Source organism: Acidovorax sp. GW835-FHT14B10 (assembly GCF_058793725.1).
Genome location: NZ_JBXAGC010000007.1, coordinates 105,910 through 129,339, shown reverse-complemented (window position 1 = coordinate 129,339; position 23,430 = coordinate 105,910). Strand labels below are relative to the sequence as shown.

At 68.2% G+C, this 23,430-nt stretch carries 19 protein-coding genes and 1 riboswitch; of the genes, 7 read left to right on the top strand and 12 right to left on the bottom strand.

Annotation, left to right across the window (positions count from 1 at the left end):
• The first annotated feature begins 38 nt into the window (after window positions 1-38).
• From AC1Q5S_RS07815 to AC1Q5S_RS07785, 7 genes are read left to right on the top strand one after another with little or no spacing between them, the layout of a single operon-like run.
• Window positions 39-701 carry a prepilin-type N-terminal cleavage/methylation domain-containing protein gene (locus AC1Q5S_RS07815; RefSeq protein WP_422204842.1) on the top strand — a complete coding sequence of 221 codons (663 nt, stop codon included), beginning with the start codon at window positions 39-41 and terminating at the stop codon, window positions 699-701.
• Window positions 698-1,705, top strand: coding sequence for a type II secretion system minor pseudopilin GspK (gspK, locus tag AC1Q5S_RS07810; protein ID WP_422204819.1), 1,008 nt, complete (start codon window positions 698-700; stop codon window positions 1,703-1,705). The genes AC1Q5S_RS07815 and gspK overlap by 4 nt, the downstream gene beginning before the upstream one ends.
• A 58-nt stretch (window positions 1,706-1,763) precedes the next feature.
• Complete coding sequence (gene gspL / locus AC1Q5S_RS07805) at window positions 1,764-3,026, top strand: type II secretion system protein GspL (RefSeq protein WP_492238594.1); 1,263 nt, start codon at window positions 1,764-1,766, stop codon at window positions 3,024-3,026.
• Entirely contained in the window at window positions 3,023-3,565 is a 543-nt protein-coding gene (locus AC1Q5S_RS07800; RefSeq protein WP_303834731.1) for a type II secretion system protein M, read from the top strand. Before gspL ends, AC1Q5S_RS07800 begins: the two co-directional genes overlap by 4 nt.
• Window positions 3,566-3,592: 27 nt before the next feature.
• On the top strand, window positions 3,593-4,408 hold the full coding sequence (gene gspN / locus AC1Q5S_RS07795; RefSeq protein ID WP_303834733.1) for a type II secretion system protein N: 816 nt from the start codon (window positions 3,593-3,595) through the stop codon (window positions 4,406-4,408).
• 4 nt (window positions 4,409-4,412) lie between these two features.
• Window positions 4,413-6,647 (top strand): type II secretion system secretin GspD, encoded by a 2,235-nt coding sequence (gene gspD, locus AC1Q5S_RS07790; RefSeq protein WP_303834737.1) that lies wholly within the window; start codon window positions 4,413-4,415, stop codon window positions 6,645-6,647.
• A 12-nt stretch (window positions 6,648-6,659) separates the two neighbouring features.
• Window positions 6,660-8,048 carry a GspE/PulE family protein gene (locus AC1Q5S_RS07785; RefSeq protein ID WP_422205368.1) on the top strand — a complete coding sequence of 463 codons (1,389 nt, stop codon included), beginning with the start codon at window positions 6,660-6,662 and terminating at the stop codon, window positions 8,046-8,048.
• Between the two features lie 177 nt (window positions 8,049-8,225).
• Here AC1Q5S_RS07785 and thiC read toward each other — a convergent pair whose 3' ends face one another.
• The 12 genes from thiC to mraY all read right to left on the bottom strand — a co-directional run bounded on the left by thiC (window position 8,226) and on the right by mraY (window position 23,422).
• A complete protein-coding gene (gene thiC, locus AC1Q5S_RS07780) occupies window positions 8,226-10,118 on the bottom strand; it encodes a phosphomethylpyrimidine synthase ThiC (RefSeq protein WP_303834741.1) in 1,893 nt (630 codons plus the stop codon).
• Window positions 10,119-10,196: 78 nt separating this feature from the next.
• A riboswitch (TPP riboswitch) is annotated at window positions 10,197-10,316 on the bottom strand.
• Window positions 10,317-10,358: 42 nt separating this feature from the next.
• Window positions 10,359-10,535 (bottom strand): hypothetical protein, encoded by a 177-nt coding sequence (locus AC1Q5S_RS07775; protein ID WP_303834743.1) that lies wholly within the window; start codon window positions 10,533-10,535, stop codon window positions 10,359-10,361.
• A gap of 207 nt (window positions 10,536-10,742) precedes the next feature.
• The gene (gene lpxC, locus AC1Q5S_RS07770; protein WP_303834745.1) at window positions 10,743-11,666 is read right to left on the bottom strand and encodes a UDP-3-O-acyl-N-acetylglucosamine deacetylase; all 924 of its coding nucleotides are present in this window, start codon (window positions 11,664-11,666) and stop codon (window positions 10,743-10,745) included.
• A 285-nt stretch (window positions 11,667-11,951) separates the two neighbouring features.
• Window positions 11,952-13,193: a cell division protein FtsZ gene (ftsZ, locus tag AC1Q5S_RS07765; RefSeq protein WP_092697651.1), complete on the bottom strand. Its 1,242-nt coding sequence runs from the start codon at window positions 13,191-13,193 to the stop codon at window positions 11,952-11,954.
• Between the two features lie 319 nt (window positions 13,194-13,512).
• On the bottom strand, window positions 13,513-14,742 hold the full coding sequence (ftsA, locus tag AC1Q5S_RS07760) for a cell division protein FtsA (RefSeq protein ID WP_303835225.1): 1,230 nt from the start codon (window positions 14,740-14,742) through the stop codon (window positions 13,513-13,515).
• 50 nt (window positions 14,743-14,792) lie between these two features.
• Window positions 14,793-15,587, bottom strand: coding sequence for a cell division protein FtsQ/DivIB (locus tag AC1Q5S_RS07755; protein WP_303835227.1), 795 nt, complete (start codon window positions 15,585-15,587; stop codon window positions 14,793-14,795).
• Window positions 15,584-16,597, bottom strand: a complete 1,014-nt coding sequence (locus tag AC1Q5S_RS07750) for a D-alanine--D-alanine ligase (RefSeq protein WP_303835229.1) — start codon at window positions 16,595-16,597, stop codon at window positions 15,584-15,586. Before AC1Q5S_RS07750 ends, AC1Q5S_RS07755 begins: the two co-directional genes overlap by 4 nt.
• Window positions 16,594-18,027 carry a UDP-N-acetylmuramate--L-alanine ligase gene (murC, locus tag AC1Q5S_RS07745; protein WP_303835231.1) on the bottom strand — a complete coding sequence of 478 codons (1,434 nt, stop codon included), beginning with the start codon at window positions 18,025-18,027 and terminating at the stop codon, window positions 16,594-16,596. Before murC ends, AC1Q5S_RS07750 begins: the two co-directional genes overlap by 4 nt.
• Window positions 18,024-19,091, bottom strand: a complete 1,068-nt coding sequence (gene murG / locus AC1Q5S_RS07740; protein ID WP_303835232.1) for an undecaprenyldiphospho-muramoylpentapeptide beta-N-acetylglucosaminyltransferase — start codon at window positions 19,089-19,091, stop codon at window positions 18,024-18,026. Before murG ends, murC begins: the two co-directional genes overlap by 4 nt.
• Window positions 19,092-19,170: 79 nt before the next feature.
• A complete protein-coding gene (gene ftsW, locus AC1Q5S_RS07735) occupies window positions 19,171-20,436 on the bottom strand; it encodes a putative lipid II flippase FtsW (protein ID WP_303835236.1) in 1,266 nt (421 codons plus the stop codon).
• The gene (murD, locus tag AC1Q5S_RS07730) at window positions 20,433-22,247 is read right to left on the bottom strand and encodes a UDP-N-acetylmuramoyl-L-alanine--D-glutamate ligase (protein ID WP_303835238.1); all 1,815 of its coding nucleotides are present in this window, start codon (window positions 22,245-22,247) and stop codon (window positions 20,433-20,435) included. The genes ftsW and murD overlap by 4 nt, the downstream gene beginning before the upstream one ends.
• Window positions 22,244-23,422 carry a phospho-N-acetylmuramoyl-pentapeptide-transferase gene (gene mraY / locus AC1Q5S_RS07725; RefSeq protein WP_303835240.1) on the bottom strand — a complete coding sequence of 393 codons (1,179 nt, stop codon included), beginning with the start codon at window positions 23,420-23,422 and terminating at the stop codon, window positions 22,244-22,246. Before mraY ends, murD begins: the two co-directional genes overlap by 4 nt.
• Between the last annotated feature and the right edge of the window lie 8 nt (window positions 23,423-23,430).

The following is a 23,430-nucleotide window of genomic DNA, read 5'->3' as shown; positions in this document are numbered from 1 at the left end:
TCGGGCGGCCGGGCGGCGGGCTGATAGTCCCCACGCTGCTGCACGGCGCATCGTCGCCGCGCGGCTTCACCCTGATCGAGCTGCTGGTGGCCATTGCCATCATGGCGCTGATGGCCATCCTGGGGTGGCGCGGGCTGGACGGCATGGCGCGGGCGCAAGAGACGACACGCCAGCGGGCCGATGAACTGCTGGTGGTGCAGGCTGCGCTTGCGCAGTGGGGCGCGGATCTGGACGCCATCGTGTCCGTGCCCTACACCACGCCGCTGAACTGGGACGGCCAGGTGTTGCGCATGACGCGGCGCAGCAGCGCCGTGCCCGACGAAGGCGCCCTGGTGGTGGCCTGGACCCGGCGCGACGTGCGGGGCGCCAGCCATTGGCTGCGCTGGCAATCGCCCCCGGTGCGCACCCATGCCGACTGGCAACAGGCCTGGCAGCAGGCCGCCCAGTGGGCCGGTAATCCCAACGAAGCCGAACGGCGCAGAGAAGTGGTGTTGCTGCCACTGGACAACTGGCAAATCTATTTTTACCGCGGCGGCGCCTGGTCGAACCCGCAGTCCAGCAGCAACACGACGCCCGGCGAGGCCAACGCTGCGCTGCCCGATGGCGTGCGCCTGCAGATCACCATCCGCCCGGGCCAGGCGCTGGCCGGGCAGATCACGCGCGATTGGGTCAACCCGGTGCTGGGTGGCGGCAAGTCATGAGGCACCGCACCACCCCTTTGCAAAGCACTGCAGGCCCCGCCCGCCAGCGCGGTGCGGCCCTGCTGGCGGCCATGCTCACGGTAACGCTGGTGGCCACCTTTGCCGCCGCTGCCCTGTGGCAGCAGTGGCGTGCGGTCGAGGTCGAGACGGCTGAGCGCGCCCGGCTGCAGTCGGCCTGGATTCTGGTGGGCGCGCTCGACTGGTCGCGCCTGATCCTGCGCGAGGACGGCATCACCGGCGGTGCCGACCACCTGGCCGAACCCTGGGCCGTGCCGCTGCAGGAGGCGCGCCTGTCCACCTTTCTGGCGGCCGACCGCAACATGACCCAGGTGGACGACGCCAGCACCGACACCACCGACGCCTTTCTGTCCGGCCAGATCACCGACCTGCAGGGGCGGCTGAACCTGACCAACCTGGTCGATGGCGACAAGGTCAACGCGGGCTCCTTGCGCCAGTTTTCTCGCCTGTTCGAGCGCCTGGGCCTGCCTGCGCAGCAACTGAGCCTGCTCGTGCAGGGCCTGCGCGAAGCCAAAGCCAGCCAGGGCGCCAACAGCAGCGCCCCCCTGCTGCCGCCGACCCCGGCCCAGCTGGGCTGGCTGGGCCTGCCCCCCGCCACACTGACCGTGCTGGCGCCGCATGTCACGCTGTTGCCGATGCGCACCCCGGTGAACCTGAACACGGCCGACGTGGATGTGCTGTCGGCCGCGATCGACGGGCTGGACATGGCGGACGCGCAAAAGCTGGTGCAGGCCCGGCAGGCGCGCCATTTCCGGGCGTTGACCGATGTCTCCGACCAGCTGGGCGCCAGCATTGCGCTGAACGCCGATGACCATGCCATCGCCTCGCGCTACTTCGAGGTGCGCGGGCGCCTGCGCCTGGGCACCAGCGTGGTGGAAGAACGCTCGCTGGTGATGCGCCAGGGCACCACCGTCACCACGCTGTGGCGCGAACGCGGCGCTTTTGACAGCGCAGGCGCGACCGCTGCGCCCCCAGCGGCGCGCTGAGCGCCCTTGCCGCAGCACTGTCAACTCTGCCCCCTAAAATGGCCCGCAAATCCCGCCCATGAGCACCCTGATCCTTTTCCTGCCCCAGGCACCTTCCGGGTCCGCCACTGCCTACAGCTACACGCTGACCGCCGACGGCCACACCGCACTTCGCCACGCCAGCGCCCCGGCGCCGCTGCTGCCCGAGCCTGCCCGGCCGGGCGGCGAGGTGGTGGCGGTGGTGCCGGCAGCGGCGCTTTCATGGCAGCGCGTGCAATTGCCCCAGGGTGTGCCGCTGGGGGGGGGCCAGCAGACACCGCGCCTGCGCTCGGTGCTCGAAGGCCTGCTGGAAGACCAGCTGCTCGACGAACCTTCCCAGCTGCACTTTGCCCTGCAACCGGGTGCCCGCGCCGGCGAGCCGGTGTGGGTGGCCGTGTGCGACCGGGCCTGGCTGCGCGAAGCGCTGCAGACACTGGAGGCCGCAGGCCGGCGCGTCGCGCGCGTGGTGCCCGAATTTGCACCGGGCCCCACCGCCAGCGGCGGGCCCGAGCTGTTTGCGCTGGGCAGCCCCGAGGATGCCCAGCTCGTGGTTTGCGGCCACGGGCCCGATCAGGGCGTGGCCGTGCTGCCCCTGTCCGCTGCGGCACTGGGTCTGATCGGCCCGGCCACCCGTCCCGGAGACCCCGGCGAAGCGATGCCGCCGGTGCGCGCCGAGCCCGCCGTGGCGACACTGGCCGAGCGCACGCTGGGCCAGTCGGTGGTGCTGCACACCGCCAGTCAGCGCGCGCTCGATGCGGCGCGCAGCGACTGGGATCTGGCGCAGTTCGACCTGGCCAGCACCGGGCGCACCCGCGCCCTGCGCAAGGCCGGCAGCGCCGCCAGCGCCTTTCTGCATGCGCCACAGTGGCGCGCGGCACGCTGGGGCGCAGGCCTGCTGGCCGCCGCCCACCTGGTGGGCCTGAACGCCTGGGCCTGGCAGGAGCGTGGTGCACTTGCCGCCAAGCAGGCCGGTGTGCGCAAGGCGCTCACCCAGACATTTCCCAAGGTGCAGGTGGTGGTCGATGCCCCCGTGCAGATGGAACGCGAACTGGCCACGCTGCGCCAGGCCACCGGCAGCGTGTCACCGCGCGACCTGGAGCCCCTGCTCGCGGCAGCAGGGGCCGCCCTGCCCGCGGGCCAGCTGCCCAATGCACTCGAATACACCGCGGGCGAGCTGCGCCTTCGCGGCGTGACGCTGACGGCCGAAGAGCAGGCGGCCCTGGCCACCCGGCTGCAAGCGGCAGGCTACAGCGCCCGCCTGGACGACGGCAGCCTGTTGCTGCGCCCGGAGACCACACCATGAACACCTCCTTCCACACCGTCTTGCAAGACCGCTGGAAAGCCCTGGCCCCGCGCGAGCAGAATCTGCTGCTGGCCGCGGGCGCCGTGGTGGCCCTGGCGCTGCTGTGGTGGGTGGCCCTGGCACCGGCCCTGGCCACGCTGCGCACGGCCCCCGCGCGCCATGCGGCCCTGGATGCCCAGCTGCAGCGCATGCAAAGCCTGCAGGCCGAAGCCCTGCAACTGCAGACCGCACCCCGCAGCGCACCCGGCGATGCCGTGGCCAGCCTGCGCAGCGCGCTCACCCAGCGCCTGGGCGCCACGGCCCAGCTCACACTGGCGGGCGACCGCGCCACCATCACGCTCAAGGGAGCGCCCGCCGACGCCCTGGCCCCATGGCTGGCCCAGGCACGCAGCAATGCGCTGGCGGTGCCGATCGAGGCCCGTCTCGCACGAAGTGCGCCAGCGGCCAGCCCTGCGGCCCCCGCCACCCTCGGCAATGGGCCCGCTGCAGCCGTACCGCGCTGGGATGGCAGCCTGGTGCTGGCCCTGCCAGCCCGCTGACCAACTGCCTCTTCCGTGTTGCGCACCGTGCCCTCTTCCCAGCGTTCCCGCCCCCGCCGCAATGCCACGGCAGCCCCGCGCGCACCCTGGGGCTGGGCGGCGGCCGGCGTGCTTGCGGGTGTGCTGCCGGCCTTGGTGGTTTTTGCACCGGCGCGGTGGCTGGCCCTGGCAGTGGACCGCGCCAGCCAGGGGCAAGTGCTGCTGGCCCAGGCGCGTGGCACCGTGTGGACCGGTTCGGCCCAGCTGGTGCTGACCGGCGGCGGCGCCAGCCAGGACCGCACCGCCCTGCCCGGGCGCCTGGAGTGGCGCTTGCGCCCCCGCTGGACCGGCCTGCACGCCCAGGTGCACGCCGCCTGCTGCATGGCTGCGCCCCTGCAGGCCCGCGTGGACGCGCGCTGGGGCGGCGCGCGGCTGGCCATCGCCGATGGCCAGAGCCAGTTCCCCGCCGGCCTGCTGACCGGCCTGGGAACGCCCTGGAACACCCTGCAACCCCAGGGCCAGCTGGCCCTGCAGACCCAGGGTCTCGAAGCCCTGTGGACCGCCGGCCGCCTGGTACTGGCGGGCACAGCACAACTGGACGCGCGGGCCATGTCCTCGCGCCTGTCCACCCTGCGCCCCATGGGCAGCTACCGGCTCGTGCTGCAGGGCGGCGAAGTGCCCACGCTCACGCTGAACACACTCGACGGCGACCTGCGGCTGAACGGCAGCGGCCAATGGGTGGGCCAGCGCCTGCGCTTTACCGGCGAGGCCAGCGCCAAGCCCGAGCGCGAGGCGGCCCTGGCCAATCTCCTGAACATCATCGGACGGCGCAATGGCGCGCGCTCCATCATCACCGTGGGTTGACGCTATGACTTCCAATCTTTCACCCCGACTGCATTTTGCTATCAACACGATAGCTGCATGCGCTTTATTGGTATGCACCAGTGGTCCAGTTCATGCGCAAACGGCGATAGGAACCGGCACCAGCAGCGTGCGCCCGGGCGAGCCCGTCACGCTGAACTTTGCCAACGCCGAGATCGAGGCCGTGGCCCGCACCATGGCCACCATCACTGGTCGCAATGTGGTAGTGGACCCGCGCGTGAAAGGCCAGCTCACGCTGATCACCGAGCGGGCCGTGACACCCGCGGCGGCCTTCCAGCAATTTCTGGCGGCACTGCGGCTGCAGGGCTTCACGGTGGTCGAGTCCGCCGGCCTGTACAAGGTGGTGCCCGAGGCCGATGCCAAGCTGCAGGGCGGCAGCGTGAGCGTGTCGCGGGGCGGCGCGGCGGGCCCCGGCGGCGGACAGATCGTCACGCAGATCTTCAAGCTCAACTATGAGAACGCGGCCAACCTGGTGCCGGTGCTGCGCCCGCTGATCAGCCCCAACAACACCATCAACGTGAACCCCGGCAACAACTCGCTGGTGATCACCGATTACGCCGACAACCTGCAGCGCCTAGCGCGCATCGTGGCGGCCATGGATGTGTCCAACGCCAGCGATGTCGAGGTGATCCCGCTCAAGAATGCCGTGGCCGCCGACCTGGCGCCTCTGGTGGCACGGCTCATCGATGGGGGCGGCGCAGCCGCTCCGGCCGCGGCCCAGGGCCAGACCGACACCTCGTTCAAGACCACGCTGCTGCCCGAGCCGCGCAGCAACTCGCTGATCCTGCGCGCCGCCAACCCGGCCCGCGTGGCCCAGGTGCGCGCGCTGGTGGACAAGCTCGACCAGCCGCCCGTGCCCGGCAGCGGCGCGGCCAGCGGCAACATCCATGTGGTCTATCTCAAGAATGCCGATGCCACCAAGCTGGCGACCACGCTGCGCGCAGCCATCTCGGCCACGGGGGGTAACGCCGCGTCGTCGGGCTCTGCGGGAACGAGCGGCCTGTCCACCACGGTGGCGTCCTCCGGCACGGCCGGCGCCAGCAGCGCCAGCAACAGCGCCGGGCTGGGCGCCGGCAGCGGCGGCCTGGGCATGGGTGCAGGCGGGGGCTCCAGCAGCAGCGCCAGCGGCAACCAGCCCTCCACCGGCGGGCAGATCCAGGCCGACCCCACGACCAACTCACTCATCATCACCGCGCCCGAGCCCCAGTACCGGCAGCTGCGCGCCGTGATCGACAAGCTCGACGGCCGCCGCGCGCAGGTGCTGGTGGAAAGCCTGATCGTGGAAGTCACGGCCAGCAAGCTGGCCGAGTTCGGCATCCAGTGGCAGAGCGTGCTGGGCAGCAAGGGCGACGGCGTGGTGGGCGCCATCGGCACCAACTCGGCGGTGTCGGGCGGCAACATCCTGGGCCTGGCCGCCGGCATTGCCACCGGCAGCGCCACGGCACTGGCATCGCTGGGCGGAGGCCTGAACATTGCACTGGCGCCGCGCGTCAACGGCCAGTACTACCTGGGCGCGCTGGCCAACTTCCTGCAAAACAGCGGCGATGCCAATGTGCTCTCCACCCCCAACCTGATGACGCTGGACAACGAAGAGGCCCGCATCGTCATCGGCAACAACGTGCCCTTTGTCACGGGCTCGTACGCCAACACCACCGGCAACAACTCGGTCAACCCCTTCACCACCGTGGAGCGCAAGGACGTGGGCCTGATGCTGCGCGTGCGCCCCCAGATCAACGAGAACGGCACCGTCAAGATGGCCATCTACCAGGAGGTCTCCAAAATCGACGGCAACACCCTCAAGGACGTGAACGGCCCCACCACCAGCAAGCGCTCCATCGAGTCGAACGTGCTGGTCGAGGACGGCAGCATCATCGTGCTCGGCGGCCTGCTGGAAGACAGCTACCAGCAGGCCGAGGATAAAGTGCCCCTGATGGGCGACATCCCCGTGCTGGGCAACCTGTTCCGCAGCGAGAACCGCTCGCGCAAGAAGACCAACCTGATGGTGTTTTTGCGCCCGGTGGTGGTGCGCGATGCCGCCGCCAGCGACGCACTGATGCTCGACCGCTACGAAGCCATCCGTGCGCTGCAGCAGGTCGCGCAACCCGCGCCCAGCGCCGTGATGGGCTCGGTCTCGGCTGCCCCGGTACTGCCCGCATTGCGCCCCGAGGCCGCGCCGCCCGCGCCGGTGCCATCCGAGCCCGCGCCCGTCAGCACGCCCTGAGGCGGCACCACCATGCGCCATCCCCTGCCCTACGCCTTTGCGCGCACCGCCCAGTTGCTACTGGAGGACGACGGCCAGCAGCTGGTGCTGTGGCACGGCCCCCAGCCCAATGCCAGCGCGCTGTCGGAGGTGCTGCGCAAGCACCCCGTGCAGCAGTTGCTGCCGCTCGACGCCCATGGCCTGGCCCAGCGCATCAGCGCCGCCTACGCGCAGGGTGAATCAAGCGCCGCCACGGTAGTGAGCGAGGTCGAGTCCGACGCAGATCTCTCGCGCATGATGCAGGAACTGCCTGCCGTGGAAGACCTGCTGGAAACGGCAGACGACGCACCCATCATCCGCATGCTCAACGCCCTGCTCACGCAGGCTGCGCGCGATGGCGCCAGCGACATCCACATCGAGCCCTACGAGCGCCATTCCAGCGTGCGCTTTCGCGTGGACGGCAACCTGCGCGAGGTGGTGCAGCCCAATCGCGCGCTGCACGCGGCGCTGATCTCGCGCCTGAAGATCATGGCCGACCTCGATATTTCCGAAAAACGCCTGCCGCAGGACGGGCGCATCAGCCTGCGCCTGGGGACCCGGGCCATCGACGTGCGCGTGTCCACCCTGCCCAGCGCCCATGGCGAGCGCGCCGTGCTGCGCCTGCTGGACAAAAGCGAAAGCAAGATCAGCCTCGAAGCCGTGGGCATGCAGGGCGACACCTTGCAGCGCTTCACCAGCCTGATCGCCCAGCCCCACGGCATCGTGCTGGTGACCGGCCCCACGGGCTCGGGCAAGACCACCACGCTGTATGCCGCGCTGAGCCGGCTCGACGCCACGCGCAACAACATCATGACGGTGGAAGACCCCATCGAGTACGAGCTGCCCGGCGTGGGCCAGACGCAGGTCAACAGCAAGATCGACCTGACGTTTGCCAAGGCGCTGCGCGCCATCCTGCGCCAGGACCCGGACATCATCATGATCGGCGAGATCCGCGATTTCGAAACCGCGCAGATCGCCATCCAGGCTTCGCTCACCGGCCACCTGGTGCTGGCCACGCTGCACACCAACGATGCCGCCAGCGCCGTCACGCGCCTGACCGACATGGGCGTGGAGCCGTTCCTGCTGTCCTCGTCCCTGCTGGGCGTGCTGGCCCAGCGCCTGGTGCGCAAGATCTGCACCCACTGCACCGGCCAGGGCTGCGACGCCTGCGGCCAGACCGGCTACGCGGGCCGCACGGGGGTGTTCGAGATGCTGGTGACCAACGACACCATCCGCGCCCAGATCCACAACCAGGCCTCCGAGGCCGACATCCGCGCCGTGGCACTGTCCAACGGCATGGCGCTGATGCGCGACGACGGGGAGCGCCTGATCGCCGCCGGCATCACCAGCCGCGAAGAAGTGGTGCGGGTAACGAGGGACTGATCCCCTGGGGTGCGACGGTGGCTGGCGCCGTTGCACCCTGTACCGCCACGGGAAATTCGGGCGCGCAATGCGACCTGTTCAATGGCTGCAAGCGTTTACCGTATAAGCGCCATTCGCCACAAAGAGCGTCCAGCACCTATACAGAAAGCGCCAGAAGCTCTTTTTTAATAGCAACCGTCAGACCGGTTGGATCGGCACATACAGGCTGCCACCGCCGCGCTGGAACTCCTCGGCCTTGGTCTCCATGCCCGCCGCCAGCGCCTCGGCCTCGGCCATGCCCTTTTGCGCAGCGAAGTCGCGCACTTCCTGCGTGATCTTCATCGAGCAGAACTTGGGCCCGCACATGGAGCAGAAATGCGCCACCTTGGCCGAGTCCTTGGGCAGGGTTTCGTCGTGGTATTCCTTGGCCGTTTCGGGGTCCAGGCCCAGGTTGAACTGGTCCTGCCAGCGGAAGTCGAAGCGCGCCTGGGAGAGGGCATCGTCGCGCGAGCGGGCGCCGGGGTGGCCCTTGGCCACGTCGGCCGCGTGGGCGGCGATCTTGTAGGCGATGATCCCCTGCTTCACGTCATCACGGTCGGGCAGGCCCAGATGCTCCTTGGGGGTCACGTAGCACAGCATGGCCGTGCCCATCCAGCCGATCATGGCGGCGCCGATGGCGGACGCAATGTGGTCGTAGCCCGGCGCGATGTCGATGGTCAGCGGGCCCAGGGTGTAGAACGGCGCCTCGTGGCAGGTCTTGAGCTGCTCGGTCATGTTGGCCTGGATCATGTGCATGGGCACATGGCCGGGGCCTTCGATCATGGTCTGCACGTCGTGCTTCCAGGCCACCTGGGTGAGTTCGCCCAGCGTGTGCAGTTCGGCGAACTGCGCTTCGTCGTTGGCGTCAGATGCGCAACCAGGGCGCAGGCCATCGCCCAGGCTGAACGACACGTCGTACGCCTTCATGATGTCGCAGATGTCCTCGAAGTGCTCGTACAGAAAGCTCTCGCGGTGGTGCGCCATGCACCACTTGGCCATGATGGAGCCGCCGCGCGAAACGATGCCGGTGCGGCGCTGGGCCGTGAGGTGGATGTAGGCCAGGCGCACGCCGGCGTGGATGGTGAAGTAGTCCACGCCCTGCTCGGCCTGCTCGATCAGCGTGTCACGGAAGATCTCCCAGGTCAGGTCTTCGGCGATGCCGCCCACCTTCTCCAGCGCCTGGTAGATCGGCACGGTGCCAATCGGCACGGGCGAGTTGCGCACGATCCAGTCGCGCGTGGTGTGGATGTTCTTGCCGGTCGAGAGGTCCATCACGTTGTCGGCGCCCCAGCGGATCGCCCAGACGAGCTTTTCCACTTCCTCTTCGATGCTGGAGGTGACGGCCGAGTTGCCGATGTTGGCGTTGATCTTGACCAGGAAATTGCGGCCAATCGCCATCGGTTCCACCTCGGGGTGGTTGATGTTGGCGGGGATGATGGCGCGGCCCCGGGCCACTTCGTCGCGCACGAACTCGGGCGTGATGATGCGGGGGATGCTCGCGCCCAGGGGGTTGCCCATCAGGCGCTTTTCACGGCCCGCGTCGGCCAGGTACTGCTGCATCCACTCGCGCTTGCCGTTTTCACGGATGGCCACGTACTCCATCTCGGGGGTGATGATGCCCTTCCTGGCGTAGTGCATCTGCGTTACGTTGGCGCCGGCCTTGGCGCGCAGCGGCTTGCGCTGCAGGGCGGCGGCCTCGGTGCGCAGCTGGGCCAGGCGGGTGGCGTCCTCGCTCTTTTGCCCGTCGTCAAGCGCCACGGGAGCGCGGCCTTCGTAATGCTCCACGTCGCCGCGGCCGGTGATCCAGCCGCCGCGCACACTGGCCAGGCCCTGGCGCACGTCGATCACGGCGTTCGGGTCGGTGTAGGGGCCCGAGGTGTCGTACACGCTGACCTGCTCGCCGTTGGTCAGCGCAATGTCGCGCACGGGCACACGCAGGTCGGCGTGCAGGTGGCCGGGGATATAGGCCTTGCGCGAGGCAGGGAATGGTTCGCGGGTGAGGGCGAGCAGTTCGGCGAATTTCTCGCGGGCGACAGGTTCGGGGGCATTCATGGGGCAGTCTCCTGGTTCCGGTGGCGGGGCTGCTCCGGAATGGACCTGCTCCCCCGCAGCTGCACGGGACAACTGGGGCATGGAGGGATCGGCTCTTCTTCCGCCGGAATGAACCGGATCAAGTTCGTCGGGTTCGCGTCTGGGCCCGCATTTCAGGCCTCCGCATCTCAGTGCATCAGCACACCCCGGAGCAGGCGCGAGTATAGGCCAGCGCGGCGGCGGCTGCTGCCGTGCCGGTTTTCAGGCCAGGCGCCCGATGAACAGCACGGCAAAGAAAAAGACCGCCGCGATGAGGGTCCACTTCAGCACCACCAGGCCAAAGCGCTTGTAGCGCGCCTGGCCCGTGCCGGCATAGAACGCAAAGGAAACCGCTGCAGCCAGCAGCAGTGCCATGGACAGCCAGCGAAACAGCAGCATTTCAGCGCCCCCCCCCTGCGCGGCGAAAACTTGCGCAGCGCTGGCCAGGGACGCCAGGCAAGGGCCGCCCCGCAGCGAGGGCGTCGTCCCCCTGGAGGCTGAGGGCCGCGACTCCAAGCCTGCCTGCGCAAGCTTGGACGTGCCTGAAGAGCTGCCGCCTCTGGCGGCGGCACCGAGGCGCGAGGTCGCTCAGGGGGACGTTCATGTTCACCAGGCCCGCGCGGGTTGCAGGAATCCGCGGGGCGCCTGGCGCTCGTCCTCGAACGTCACTTCTTCCCAGGCGTCGCGCTGCGCCAGCAGCTCGCGCAGCAGCAGGTTGTTCATGGCGTGGCCCGAACGGAAGGCACTGTAGGCCGCCAGCAGGGGCTTGCCGACCAGGTACAGGTCGCCCATGGCGTCGAGAATCTTGTGTTTGACGAACTCGTCGTCGTAGCGCAAGCCCTCGCTGTTGAGCACCTTGTAGTCGTCCATCACGATGGCGTTGTCCAGCCCTCCGCCCAGCGCCAGGCCGCTGGAGCGCATCATTTCCACGTCGCGCGTGAAGCCAAAGGTGCGCGCGCGCGCAATATCGCGGCTGTAGTTGCCGGCCCCCAGGTCGAACTCGACCCGCTGGCCCGTGGAGTCGACCGCCGGGTGGTCGAAATCGATCTCGAAACTGAGCTTGTAGCCATGGTAGGGCGTGAGCCTTGCCCACTTGGCTGCGGCCCCCTCGCCCTGGCGCACCTCGACCGGCCGGGTCACGCGAATGAAGCGGCGCGGCGCGTTCTGCAACTCGATGCCTGCGCTTTGCAGCAGAAAGACAAACGATGCCGAGGAACCATCGAGGATGGGGACCTCTTCTGCCGTGATGTCCACATACAGGTTGTCGATGCCGAGGCCTGCACAGGCCGACATCAGGTGCTCCACGGTGTGCACCTTGGCATTGCCCGTGCCAATGGTCGATGCCAGGCGGGTATCGGTCACCGCCGTCGCGCAGATGGGGATGTCCACGGGCTGGGGCAGATCCACGCGGCGAAACACGATGCCCGTGTCGGGCTGTGCCGGCCGCAGGGTCAACTCGACCCGCTGGCCGCTGTGCAGCCCCACGCCAACAGCGCGGGTGATCGTCTTGAGGGTGCGTTGCTGAAGCATCTGGGGATTTTAGTGGGCCAGCCCTGCGCCAACCACCCTGCGCCTTGCTATGACCCTGATAGAAAACGGAGTGGCCGAGACCGGCGCAACCCGTGCCAGGGATGCCTAGCAAGGGCCGCCCCGCAGCGAGGGCATCGTCCCCCTTCCCGCATCGCGCAGCGATGCGAGAGAAGGGGCTGAGGGCCGCGGCTCCAAGCCTGCCTGCGCAGGTTTGGACGGTCCCGAAGAGCAGCCACCTCTGGGGGCTGCCCCGAGCGGCGCAGCGCCACAGGGGGTTGTCCTCTATCAATCCGCCTGCTTGCGCAGGAAAGCCGGAATCTCCAGATCGTCCATGCCACCCGACGAGAGCGCATCCACGCGGGCGGCCGCCTGCGTGCGGTTGGTGCGCCAGACGCTGGGCACCGACATGCCGCCGTAATCGGCCTGGGAACCACCGACCATGCCACCGGCCACCCCGACGGCACCGCCCATGCCACCGCCAACAGTCATGGGCATCTGGTAGGCCATGTTGTCTGTGCCGGTGCGCAGACCGCCCTGCACCACCGAAATGGGCTGGCGGCGTGCGTTGGGGCGCGACAGGCCCGTGGCCACCACGGTGACGCGGATCTCGTCGCCCAGGCTGTCGTCGTAGGCGGCGCCGTAGATGACATGCGCATCAGGCGAGGCGTAGGCATTGATGGTGCTCATGGCCAGGCGCGACTCGGACAGCTTCAGGCTGCCCTTGGCGGCCGTCACCAGCACCAGCACGCCCTTGGCGCCCGACAGGTCGATGCCTTCGAGCAGCGGGCAGGCCACGGCCTGCTCGGCGGCGATGCGGGCGCGGTCGGGGCCGCTGGCGGTGGCCGTGCCCATCATGGCCTTGCCGGGCTCGCCCATCACGGTGCGCACGTCTTCGAAGTCGACGTTCACATGGCCGTATTCGTTGATGATTTCGGCGATGCCGCCCACGGCGTTTTTCAGCACGTCGTTGGCATGCGCAAACGCTTCGTCCTGGGTGATGTCATCGCCCAGCACTTCGAGCAGCTTCTCGTTGAGCACCACGATCAGCGAATCGACATTGGCTTCGAGTTCGGCCAGGCCGTTGTCGGCATTGGTCATGCGGCGGCCACCTTCCCAGTCGAAGGGCTTGGTGACCACGCCCACGGTGAGAATGCCCATTTCCTTGGCCACGCGCGCGATCACGGGCGCTGCGCCGGTGCCCGTGCCGCCGCCCATGCCGGCGGTGATGAACAGCATGTGGGCGCCCTGGATGGCGGCACGGATGTCGTCCACCGCCGCCTCGGCAGCGTCCCGTCCCTTGTCGGGCTTGCTGCCCGCGCCCAGGCCGCTCTGGCCCAGCTGGATGGTGCGATGGGCCGAGCTGCGGGTGAGCGCCTGCGCGTCGGTGTTGGCGCTGACGAACTCCACGCCCTGCACGCTGCGGGCAATCATGTGTTCAACGGCGTTGCTGCCGCCACCGCCCACGCCGATCACCTTGATCTGGGTGCCCTGGTTGAATTCTTCGGCTTCGATCATTTCGATGGTCATGTTGGAGCTCCTGGTTCTAGATTCGTATGCAATTGCCAATTGAGAGATGGGGTCATTTTTCTTGTAGTGCGTGGCGGTCCTGTACATCGCCATCGCTCGCGCGGTATTCGGTGAGGGCTCCCACGCGCCAGCCACAGTGGATATTTCATGTTATTGATCCCCCGTGCCGCACGCCGCCCACAGCCCATGAAACTGGCGCAGCCCAGACAAGGGCCGCCGCGCAAGGGCCGCCCCGCCGCGCTGGCGGCGTCCCCCTTCCCGCGCACAGCGCGAGAGAAGGGGGAAGCGACGAAGTCGCTCAGGGGGTTGTCGCTGCATTTCAGAAATTCCCCACGATGAAATCCTTGAAGCGCCCGAACGCGGTCTTCATCGACCCGCTCTTTTGCGCCACCTTGAAGCCGCGCAGCCGCGCCAGCCGGGCCTCTTCGAGCAAGCCCATGACCGTGGCGGCACGGGGCTGGGCCACCATGTCCGACAGGGCACTGGAATACTTGGGGATGCCGCGGCGCACGGGCTTCAGGAAAATGTCTTCACCCAGTTCGATCATTCCGGGCATCACCGAACTGCCGCCGGTGAGCACGATGCCCGAGGACAGCACTTCTTCGTAACCCGACTCGCGCACCACCTGCTGCACCAGCGAGAAAATCTCCTCGACACGCGGCTCGATCACCCCCGCCAGCGCCTGCTTGGACAACATGCGCGGACTGCGGTCGCCCAGGCCAGGCACTTCGACCTGCGCCTCGGGATCGGCCAGCAACTGCTTGGCGTAGCCGCTTTCGACCTTGATGTCCTCGGCGTCCTTCGTGGGCGTGCGCAGCGCCATGGCGATGTCGCTGGTGATCAGGTCACCGGCGATCGGAATCACGGCGGTATGGCGAATGGCGCCGCCGGTGAAGATCGCCACATCGGTGGTGCCGGCGCCGATGTCCACCAGCACCACGCCGAGTTCGCGCTCGTCGTCGGTCAGCACGGCCTGGCTGCTGGCCAGCGGGTTGAGCATGAGCTGCTCGACTTCCAGGCCGCAGCGGCGCACGCACTTGATGATGTTCTCGGCCGCGCTCTGCGCACCGGTCACGATATGGATCTTGGCCTCCAGGCGGATGCCGCTCATGCCGATGGGCTCTTTCACGTCCTGCCCGTCGATCACGAATTCCTGCGGCTCCACCAGCAGCAGGCGCTGGTCGCTGCTGATGTTGATGGCCTTGGCCGTCTCGACCACGCGCGCCACGTCGGCGGCGGTGACTTCCTTGTCCTTCACGGCCACCATGCCGCTGGAGTTGAGCCCCCGGATATGGCTGCCCGTGATGCCGGTATAGACGCGCTGGATCTTGCAATCGGCCATCAGCTCGGCTTCTTTCAGCGCCTGCTGGATGCTCTGCACCGTGGCATCGATGTTCACCACCACGCCGCGCTTGAGGCCATTGCTCGGCGCCACGCCCAGGCCGGCCAGCTTGAGTTCGCCATTGGGCAGCACCTCGGCCACCACGACCATGACCTTGGCCGTGCCGATGTCCAGCCCCACCACCACGTCTTTGTATTCTCTTGCCATATCAGTGTCTGCCCTTCGTTGTCCTGTCCAGTCGCGGCCGCTCCCCGCGGCTATTTCTTCGTCTTTGCCGCCGCTTCCGCGGTCACGGTCGTCACCCCGCGCAGGCGCAGTGCGTAGCCTCCGGCATGGCGCAGGTCGGCCGACTCCAGCGCGTCGGCGCGGCGCCGGTATTGCGCCGCCACTTGCGTCAGCGTGCGGGTGAAGCGCTGCGTGCGCTCCACCACCTCCTGCGGCGTGCCGCCCCCCAGCTCCAGCACGGCGTTGCTGTCGAGCGTGGCGCGCCAGCCACCGCGCCCCGTCAGCTCCAGCGCCTCGACCGCCATGCCCAGCGGCTCGAACACCGGCTGCAGCAGACCATGCATCCGCAGCACTTCGGCCGAACTACCCTGGGGGCCCATCAGGCGGGGCAAGCCTTCTTGCTCCACATCGCCCACGTTGGCCTCGAACACCTCGCCCTCACGGTTGACCAGTGCCGCGCCCGTGTCGGGCCCCCAGTAGGCGACGGCATCGTGTTCCTGCAGCACCACCCGCAGGCCGCGCGGAAATTCGCGCCGCACCAGGGCCTTGCGCACCCAGGGCGCCTGCTCGAAGGCGGCGCGCGCCGCCCGCAGGTCGATGGTGAAAAAGTTGCCCACCAGCTGCGGCGCCACATTGGCCCGCAAGGTCACGGCGTTGTTGTGCACCAACTCCCCCTGGACCACGATGCGCGCCACCGAAAAACCGGGGTAGCGCAAGACCCAGCGCGTCCCCGCTGCCAGCAGCAGCAGGACGCAGCACAGGAACAGGACCGATGCGGTCAGGTTCATGAGCTTGACGTCCAGCGGTGCGGGCAGCGACTGGTTCATGGCGCGGTGGTCTCCTGCGGTTGGCCTTGCGCGGGGCTGAGCGTGGCGCCCGGCGGTGTGTCCAGCGTGGCCGTGGCGAGCACGCCCACGCACAGGTTTTCGTAGCTGATGCCCAGGGCGCGGGCCGACATGGGCACCAGCGAATGCCCGGTCATGCCCGGCGAGGTGTTGATTTCCAGCAAAAAGGGCTTGCGGTCACTGGCGCGGATCATGATGTCGGCCCGCGCCCAGCCACGGCAACCCAGCGAACGGAAGGCCTGCACCACCAGGCGCTGGATCTCGCGCTCCTCGGCCTCGGGCAGGCCGCTCGGGCAGTGGTATTGCGTGTCGTCGGTGAAATACTTGTTCTGGTAGTCGTAGTTGCCCTGGGGCGCGACGATGCGGATCACCGGCAGGGCATAGGCACCGGCGCCTTCGCCCAGCACCGGACAGGTGGTTTCGTCGCCCTCGATGAACTGCTCGCACAGCACCTCGGGGTCGTAGCGCGACGCCAGCGCATAGGCCTGCGCGCATGCCTCGGGCGTGGAGACCTTGGTCAGCCCGAGGGTCGAACCCTCGCGCGCCGGCTTGACGATCATGGGCGTGCCCAGCGCCTGCAGGGCCTGCGCGGTTTCCTCGGCGCTGGCCACGAGGCGCCAGTCGGGTGTGGGCAGCCCTTCGGCGCGCCAGATGCGCTTGGTCATGATCTTGTCCATCGACATGCTGGACGCCATCACGCCAGGACCGGTGTACGGAATGCCCAGCAATTCCAGCGCACCCTGCACCGTGCCGTCTTCGCCATGGCGCCCGTGCAGGGCAATGAAGCAGCGGTCATAGCCGCCGCGCTGGAGTTCGCCCAGATCGCGGTGCGCGGGATCGAACGCGTGGGCATCCACGCCGCGCGAGCGCAGTGCCTGCAGCACGCCGCGGCCGGACATCAGCGACACATCGCGCTCGGCCGACGCGCCGCCCATCAGCACCGCCACCTTGCCCAGCGCACGCGCATCAATATTGGAACCAAATGTGTTCATTGCGCTTTCCCTGTCTGCGACAGTAGCTCATTATTTTGTAGCATTTCAACGATTTTTCCGGACACGGCACCAATGGTCCCCGCGCCCATGCACATCACCACGTCGCCATCCCTGGCGTTCTCGGCAATGACCTGGGGCATGTCGGCCACGCTGTCGACAAACAGCGGCTCCACCCGGCCCGCCACCCGCAGCGCGCGCGCCAGCGAGCGGCCGTCGGCCGCCACCACGGGTGCTTCGCCGGCGGCGTACACCTCGGTGAGCAGCACGGCATCGGCCGTACCGATGACCTTGACGAAATCCTCGAAGCAGTCGCGCGTGCGGCTGTAGCGGTGCGGCTGGAAGGCCAGCACCAGGCGCCGCCCGGGGAAGGCCCCGCGCGCCGCCGCCAGCGTGGCGGCCATCTCGACGGGGTGGTGGCCATAGTCGTCGATCACGGTGAACTGGCCGCCGCCCTTGGAGGGCAGGTCGCCATAGCGCTGGAAGCGCCGCCCCACGCCCTTGAAGCCGGCCAGTGCGCGCTGCACGGCGTCGTCGGAGATGTTCAGCTCCACGGCCACCGCAATGGCCGACAGGGCGTTGAGCACGTTGTGCTCGCCCGCCAGGTTGAGCACCACTTCCATGTCGGGCAGCGTGACGCCGTTGCGCCGCTGCACCGTGAAGCGCATCTGGCCCGCGTCGGCCCGCACGTTGATGGCGCGCACCTGGGCATCCTCGGAAAAACCGTAGCTTGTGACGGGGCAGGTCACGCTGGGCAGGATGTCGCGCACCGCCGGGCTGTCCACGCACAGGATCGCGGTGCCGTAGAACGGCATGCGGTGCAGGAAATCGACGAACGCCTTCTTGAGTCGGCCGAAGTCGTGCCCGTAGGTCTCCATGTGGTCGGCATCGATGTTGGTCACCACCGCCATCACGGGCAGCAGGTTGAGGAAGGACGCATCGGACTCGTCGGCCTCGACCACGATGTAGTCGCCGCTGCCCAGCTTGGCATTGGCGCCCGCGCTGTTCAGGCGCCCGCCGATCACGAAGGTGGGATCGAGCCCCGCCTCGGCCAGCACGCTGGTCACCAGGCTGGTGGTGGTGGTCTTGCCGTGCGTGCCGGCAATGGCGATGCCCTGCTTGAGGCGCATGAGCTCGGCCAGCATGAGCGCGCGGGGCACCACGGGAATCTTCTTCTCGCGCGCGGCCAGCACCTCGGGGTTGTCGGCCGTGACGGCGGTGGAGGTGACCACGGCGTCCGCGCCCTCGATGTGGGCGGCCGCATGGCCCAGGCAGGTCCGGATGCCCAGCGCCTGCAGGCGGCGCAGCGTGGCGCTGTCGGCCAGGTCGGAGCCCGAGATGCGGTAGCCCAGATTGAACAGCACCTCGGCGATGCCGCTCATGCCGGCGCCGCCCAGGCCAACGAAATGGATGTGGCGAATCGCGTGTTTCATGATCCGGCGAGCTCCTCGCAGGCTGTCACCACTTCACGCGTGGCGTTGATTTTTTGCATGTTTTTGGCCTTTATCGCAATATCCACAAGCGCTGATCGCTCCATATTCGATAGCATTTTTGCCAACCCCTCGGGGGTCAGATCGCTTTGCGGCACCAACCAGCCGCCACCGGCATCCACCAGGAAACGGGCGTTGGTGGTCTGGTGGTCGTCCACCGCATAGGGAAACGGCACAAAGAGGGCGGCAGCGCCCACCGCGGCGATTTCGGTCACGGTGCTGGCGCCCGCGCGGCAGACGATGACATCGGCCGCCGCAAAAGCGCTGGCGGTGTCGTCGATGAAGGGGGTGAGTTCGGCATCGACAGCGGCGGCCGCATAGTTGGCGCGCAGTGCATCGATCTGCGTGGCACCGCTCTGGTGTGTGACCACGGGCCGCTTTTCGGCCGGCATCAGCGCAACGGCCTGGGGCACGATGTCGTTGAGCGCCCGTGCGCCCAGACTGCCACCCACCACCAGCAGGCGCAGAGGGCCCGTGCGCCCGGCGAAGCGCTCGGCGGGGGCGGGCTGGCGCGTGAACGCCGCGCGCAGCGGGTTGCCCACCCACTGCCCCTTCCTGAACACGTTGGGGAATGCGGTGAACACCCGGTCGGCCACGCCGGCCAGCACCTTGTTGGCCATGCCAGCCACCGAGTTCTGCTCGTGCAGCACCAGCGGCTTGCCCGCCAGCACCCCCATCATGCCGCCCGGAAAGGTGATGTAGCCGCCCAGGCCCACCACCACATCGGGCTTCACGCGACGCACCACCTGCAGGGCTTGCCAGAAGGCACGCAGCAGGCGCAGCGGCAGCAAGGCCAGCGTGACCAGCCCCTTGCCGCGCACGCCCGAAAAATCGATCAGCTCCAGCGCGAAACCGTGCGTGGGCACGATGCGCGACTCCATGCTGCCCGGTGCGCCCAGCCAGTGCACGCGCCAGCCGCGCGCACGCAACTCTTCGGCCACGGCGAGGCCCGGGAAGATGTGGCCACCAGTGCCGCCGGCCATGATGAGGGCCGTCTTCTGCTTCATACGCGGCCTCCTCTCATCAGGCGCTGTGCGCCTGGCATTGCATGCGCAATGCTGAATTTTTTTTGATGAAACAAACTGCTCATACGCGGCCTCCGCGCATGAGCAGTTTGTTTTCATAGTCCACGCGCAGCACAACGGCCAGTGCCACCAGATTCATCAGGATCGCCGAGCCGCCAAAGCTCATCAGCGGTAGCGTGAGCCCCTTGGTGGGCAGCGCGCCCAGGTTCACCCCCATGTTGATGAAGGCCTGAAAGCCGATCCAGATCGCCACGCCCTGCGCCACCAGGCCTGCGAACACGCGATCGAGCGCAATGGCCTGGCGGCCGATGTGCATGATGCGGCGCGTCATCCAGACAAACAGCAGGATCAGCGTGAGCACGCCCACCAGGCCGAACTCCTCGCCGATGACCGCCAGCAGGAAGTCGGTGTGGGCTTCGGGCAGCCAGTGCAGCTTTTCGACGCTGCCACCCAGCCCCACGCCAAAGATCTCGCCGCGCCCGATGGCAATGAGCGAGTGCGAGAGCTGGTAGCCCTTGCCCAGCGCATGCTGCTCGCTGAAGGGGTCGAGGTAGGCAAAAACGCGTTCGCGGCGCCACGGCGAGGTGGCGATCATGAGGGCGAAGGCCGCCACCAGCACGCCCGCGATCAGGAAGAACATGCGGGCATTGACGCCGCCCAGGAACAGGATGCCCATGGCGATCACGGCCACCACCATGAAGGCCCCCATGTCCGGCTCGGCCAGCAGCAGCACGCCCACGATGGCCACGGCCGCGCCCATGGGCAGCACCGCGCGAAAGAAGCGCTCTTTCACCTCCATCTTGCGCACCATGTAGTCGGATGCATACACCAGCACGGCAAACTTCGCCAGTTCCGAGGGCTGGAAGTTCATGACGCCCAGGGACAACCAACGCCGCGCACCATTGACCACCGTGCCCACATGCGGAATCAGCACCGCCACCAGCAGCACGATGGACACCACGAACAGCCAGGGCGCCACGCGCTCCCAGGTGGCCATGGACACCTGGAACGCCAGCAACGCCACCACGAAGCCGACGATCAGGGCAAACACATGGCGCGTCAGAAAATGGGTGGAGGCAATCTTGCCGAAACGGGGGTTGTCCGGCATGGCGATGGACGCCGAGTACACCATCACCAGCCCCCAGGCCAGCAGCGCCACCACCACCCACAGCAGGGCCTGGTCAAAGCCCAACACCGTGGCGGGCGTGCTGTGGGTCTGGCGATATTCGGTACCGCCCACGCGCACCGGCAGCACATCGGCGGCCTTGCCCGACAGCCCTTTCAGCCAGGCCGTGAAGCGCGACCATGCACCTATGGCGGGGGTCATTGCATGCCCTCCAGTTCCTGCCCGGCGTCGTGCGCCATGTCGCGCACGGCGTCGCAGAACACCTGGGCGCGGTGGGCGTAGTCGCGGAACATGTCAAAGCTGGCGCAGGCGGGCGACATCAGCACCGCATCGCCCGCGTGGGCGCGCTGCGCCGCCAGTTGCACGGCCTGCGGCAGGGTCTGCGCATCGATCAGCGGCACACCCGCGCCGTCCAGGGCCGCATGGATCAGCGGTGCATCGCGCCCCATCAGCACCACGGCGCGGGCATACCGTGCCACTGGCGCTGCCAGCGGCGAAAAATCCTGACCCTTGCCTTCGCCTCCCAGGATGACCACAAGGCGCCGGTCGGCACCCAAGCCGGTCAGGGCCGCCACCGTGGCGCCCACATTCGTGCCCTTGCTGTCGTCGAAATACTCCACGCCCGACACCATGCCGATGGGTTCCACGCGGTGCGGCTCGCCGCGGTATTCGCGCAGGCCATACAGCATGGGCGACAGCGCGCAGCCAGCCTCGCAGGCCAGCGCCAGGGCGGCCAGGGCGTTGATAGCGTTGTGGCGCCCCCGGATGCGCAGCGCATCGGCCGGCATCAGGCGCTGGATGTGCAGCTCTGGCTCTTCGCTGCGGCCGCGCTTGCGGGTTTCGTCCGATGCGTGGGCGCGCACCAGCCAGGCCATGCCACTGACCATCTCGATGCCGAAATCGCCCGGGCGCCTGGGCATGTCGCCGCCAAAGGTGGTATGCGCGCGCTGCTGCGGCTTTTGCAGCTTCACGCGCACCGGCTCCGGCAGCATGGCCATCACGGCCGGGTCTTCGCGGTTGAGCACCATCACGCCGTGCTGCCCGAAGATGCGGGCCTTGGCGCCGGCATAGGCCTGCATGTCGCCATGCCAGTCCAGGTGGTCCTGCGTGATGTTGAGCACCGCAGCGGCCGTGGGCGCGAAACCCGCCACGCCGTCGAGCTGGAAGCTCGACAGCTCCAGCACCCACACCTGGGGCAGCGTGCCCGCGTCGATGCGGGCCGCCAGCGTGTCGAGCAGCGTCGGGCCGATATTGCCCGCCACGGCCACTGTCTTGCCGGCCCGTTCGACCAGCTGGCCCGTGAGCGAGGTGACCGTGGTCTTGCCATTGGTGCCGGTGATGGCCAGCACCGCCGGCGCATAGCCGTGCGCGGTGCGCAGCGTATCCAGCGCCATGGAATAGAGGCTCAGTTCGCCTCCAGTGCTGATGCCCATTGCGCCGGCAGCTGCAAATACAGCAGCAATCGATGCAGGACTCAGGCCCGGCGAGCGGTACACCGCGTGCAGGCCCTCTTCGACCAGATGGGCGCCGAACTCGCCCGCCACGAAACGCACCTGCGGCAGCTCCTGCTGCAAGGCAGCCAGCTGGGGCGGGGCTTGCCGCGTATCGGCCACGGTGACCTGCGCGCCACAGCGCACGCACCAGCGCGCCATCGCCAGGCCGGAGGCGCCCAGGCCGAGAATGAGGATGTTCTGGCCCTGCAGCGGCGCCATGCCGTCGCCGGGCCGGCCCAGTGGCTCGGCGGGTTCGTCGGCAGACACCTTTTCGGTGGCATCCACGGCCTGCGGGACGGGGGCGAGCACGGCCTCGGACGTGGTCACGTCCGCAAAAATCTGTGCCACAAAGTCGGCCGCCGCCTGGGCGGCAGAGACCGCAGGCGGCGCTTCGGGGTCCCATGCGGGTGCGGCCGCGCGCTTGCCCGCGGCCGGCAGGCCTGGGTCTGCCTCCACCTCGGGCGGCATGACCGCCGGTGACTCGACGGCTGCGGGGATGGGGGGATCGTCCGGGTTCATCGCAATTTCAGCGTCGACAGGCCGACAAGGCACAACAGCATGGTGATGATCCAGAAGCGCACGACCACCTGCGTTTCCTTCCAGCCGCTCTTTTCGAAATGGTGGTGCAGCGGCGCCATCTTCAGCAGGCGCCGGCCTTCGCCGTAGCGGCGCTTGGTGTACTTGAACCAGGTCACCTGCAGCATCACCGACAGCGCCTCGACCACGAAGATGCCGCCCATGATGGCCAGCACGATCTCCTGGCGCACGATGACGGCGATGGTGCCCAGTGCCGCGCCCAGGGCCAACGCACCCACATCGCCCATGAACACCTGGGCCGGGTGCGCGTTGAACCACAGGAAGGCCAGGCCCGCGCCCGCCATCGCGGCGCAGAAGATCAGCAGCTCGCCCGAGCCGGGAATGTGCGGAAAGAACAGGTACTTGGAATACACCGAGCTGCCGGTGACATAGGCAAACACCCCCAGCGCCGAGCCCACCATCACCACCGGCATGATGGCCAGGCCATCGAGTCCATCGGTCAGGTTGACGGCGTTGCTGGAACCCACGATCACGAGGTAGGTCAGGATGACGAAACCCAGCACACCGAGCGGGTAGCTGATTTCTTTGAAGAACGGCAGTTGCAGGCCGGCCTTGGGGGGCAGATCGAGCGAGAAACCCGACCGCACCCAGCTGATGAACAGCTCCAGCACCCGGGCGTTGGAACTCTCGGAAATGCTGAACACCAGGTACAGCGCGGCCACCAGGCCGATCACCGATTGCCAGAAATATTTCTCGCGCGAGCGCATGCCTTCGGGGTCCTTGTTGACCACCTTGCGCCAGTCGTCCACCCAGCCGATGGCGCCAAAGCCCAGCGTGACCAGCAGCACGATCCAGACAAAGCGGTTCGACAGATCGAACCACAGCAGCGTCGAGATCGCGATCGACAGCAGGATGAGCACGCCGCCCATGGTGGGCGTTCCGCTCTTGGACAGGTGCGATTGCATCGCATAGCCCCGGATCGGCTGGCCGATCTTGAGCGAGGCAAGGATGCGGATCACCCTGGGCCCCGCCACCAGGCCGATCAGCAGCGCCGTCAGGGCCGCCATCACCGCACGGAACGTGAGGTACTGGAACACCCGGAAGAAGCCGAACTCGGGCGACAGGCCCTGCAGCCATTGCGACAGCATCAGCAGCATGCGGCACC

What these genes read in the sequence shown, in the direction of transcription:
- gspK (WP_422204819.1), top strand. Translation starts at nt 698, where the DNA reads ATGAGGCACCGCACCACCCCTTTGCAAAGCACTGCAGGCCCCGCCCGC.
- gspL (WP_492238594.1), top strand. Translation starts at nt 1,764, where the DNA reads ATGAGCACCCTGATCCTTTTCCTGCCCCAGGCACCTTCCGGGTCCGCC.
- AC1Q5S_RS07800 (WP_303834731.1), top strand. Translation starts at nt 3,023, where the DNA reads ATGAACACCTCCTTCCACACCGTCTTGCAAGACCGCTGGAAAGCCCTG.
- gspD (WP_303834737.1), top strand. Translation starts at nt 4,413, where the DNA reads ATGACTTCCAATCTTTCACCCCGACTGCATTTTGCTATCAACACGATA.
- AC1Q5S_RS07785 (WP_422205368.1), top strand. Translation starts at nt 6,660, where the DNA reads ATGCGCCATCCCCTGCCCTACGCCTTTGCGCGCACCGCCCAGTTGCTA.
- thiC (WP_303834741.1), bottom strand. Translation starts at nt 10,118, where the DNA reads ATGAATGCCCCCGAACCTGTCGCCCGCGAGAAATTCGCCGAACTGCTC.
- AC1Q5S_RS07775 (WP_303834743.1), bottom strand. Translation starts at nt 10,535, where the DNA reads ATGCTGCTGTTTCGCTGGCTGTCCATGGCACTGCTGCTGGCTGCAGCG.
- lpxC (WP_303834745.1), bottom strand. Translation starts at nt 11,666, where the DNA reads ATGCTTCAGCAACGCACCCTCAAGACGATCACCCGCGCTGTTGGCGTG.
- ftsZ (WP_092697651.1), bottom strand. Translation starts at nt 13,193, where the DNA reads ATGACCATCGAAATGATCGAAGCCGAAGAATTCAACCAGGGCACCCAG.
- ftsA (WP_303835225.1), bottom strand. Translation starts at nt 14,742, where the DNA reads ATGGCAAGAGAATACAAAGACGTGGTGGTGGGGCTGGACATCGGCACG.
- AC1Q5S_RS07755 (WP_303835227.1), bottom strand. Translation starts at nt 15,587, where the DNA reads ATGAACCAGTCGCTGCCCGCACCGCTGGACGTCAAGCTCATGAACCTG.
- AC1Q5S_RS07750 (WP_303835229.1), bottom strand. Translation starts at nt 16,597, where the DNA reads ATGAACACATTTGGTTCCAATATTGATGCGCGTGCGCTGGGCAAGGTG.
- murC (WP_303835231.1), bottom strand. Translation starts at nt 18,027, where the DNA reads ATGAAACACGCGATTCGCCACATCCATTTCGTTGGCCTGGGCGGCGCC.
- murG (WP_303835232.1), bottom strand. Translation starts at nt 19,091, where the DNA reads ATGAAGCAGAAGACGGCCCTCATCATGGCCGGCGGCACTGGTGGCCAC.
- ftsW (WP_303835236.1), bottom strand. Translation starts at nt 20,436, where the DNA reads ATGACCCCCGCCATAGGTGCATGGTCGCGCTTCACGGCCTGGCTGAAA.
- murD (WP_303835238.1), bottom strand. Translation starts at nt 22,247, where the DNA reads ATGAACCCGGACGATCCCCCCATCCCCGCAGCCGTCGAGTCACCGGCG.
- mraY (WP_303835240.1), bottom strand. Translation starts at nt 23,422, where the DNA reads ATGCTGCTGATGCTGTCGCAATGGCTGCAGGGCCTGTCGCCCGAGTTC.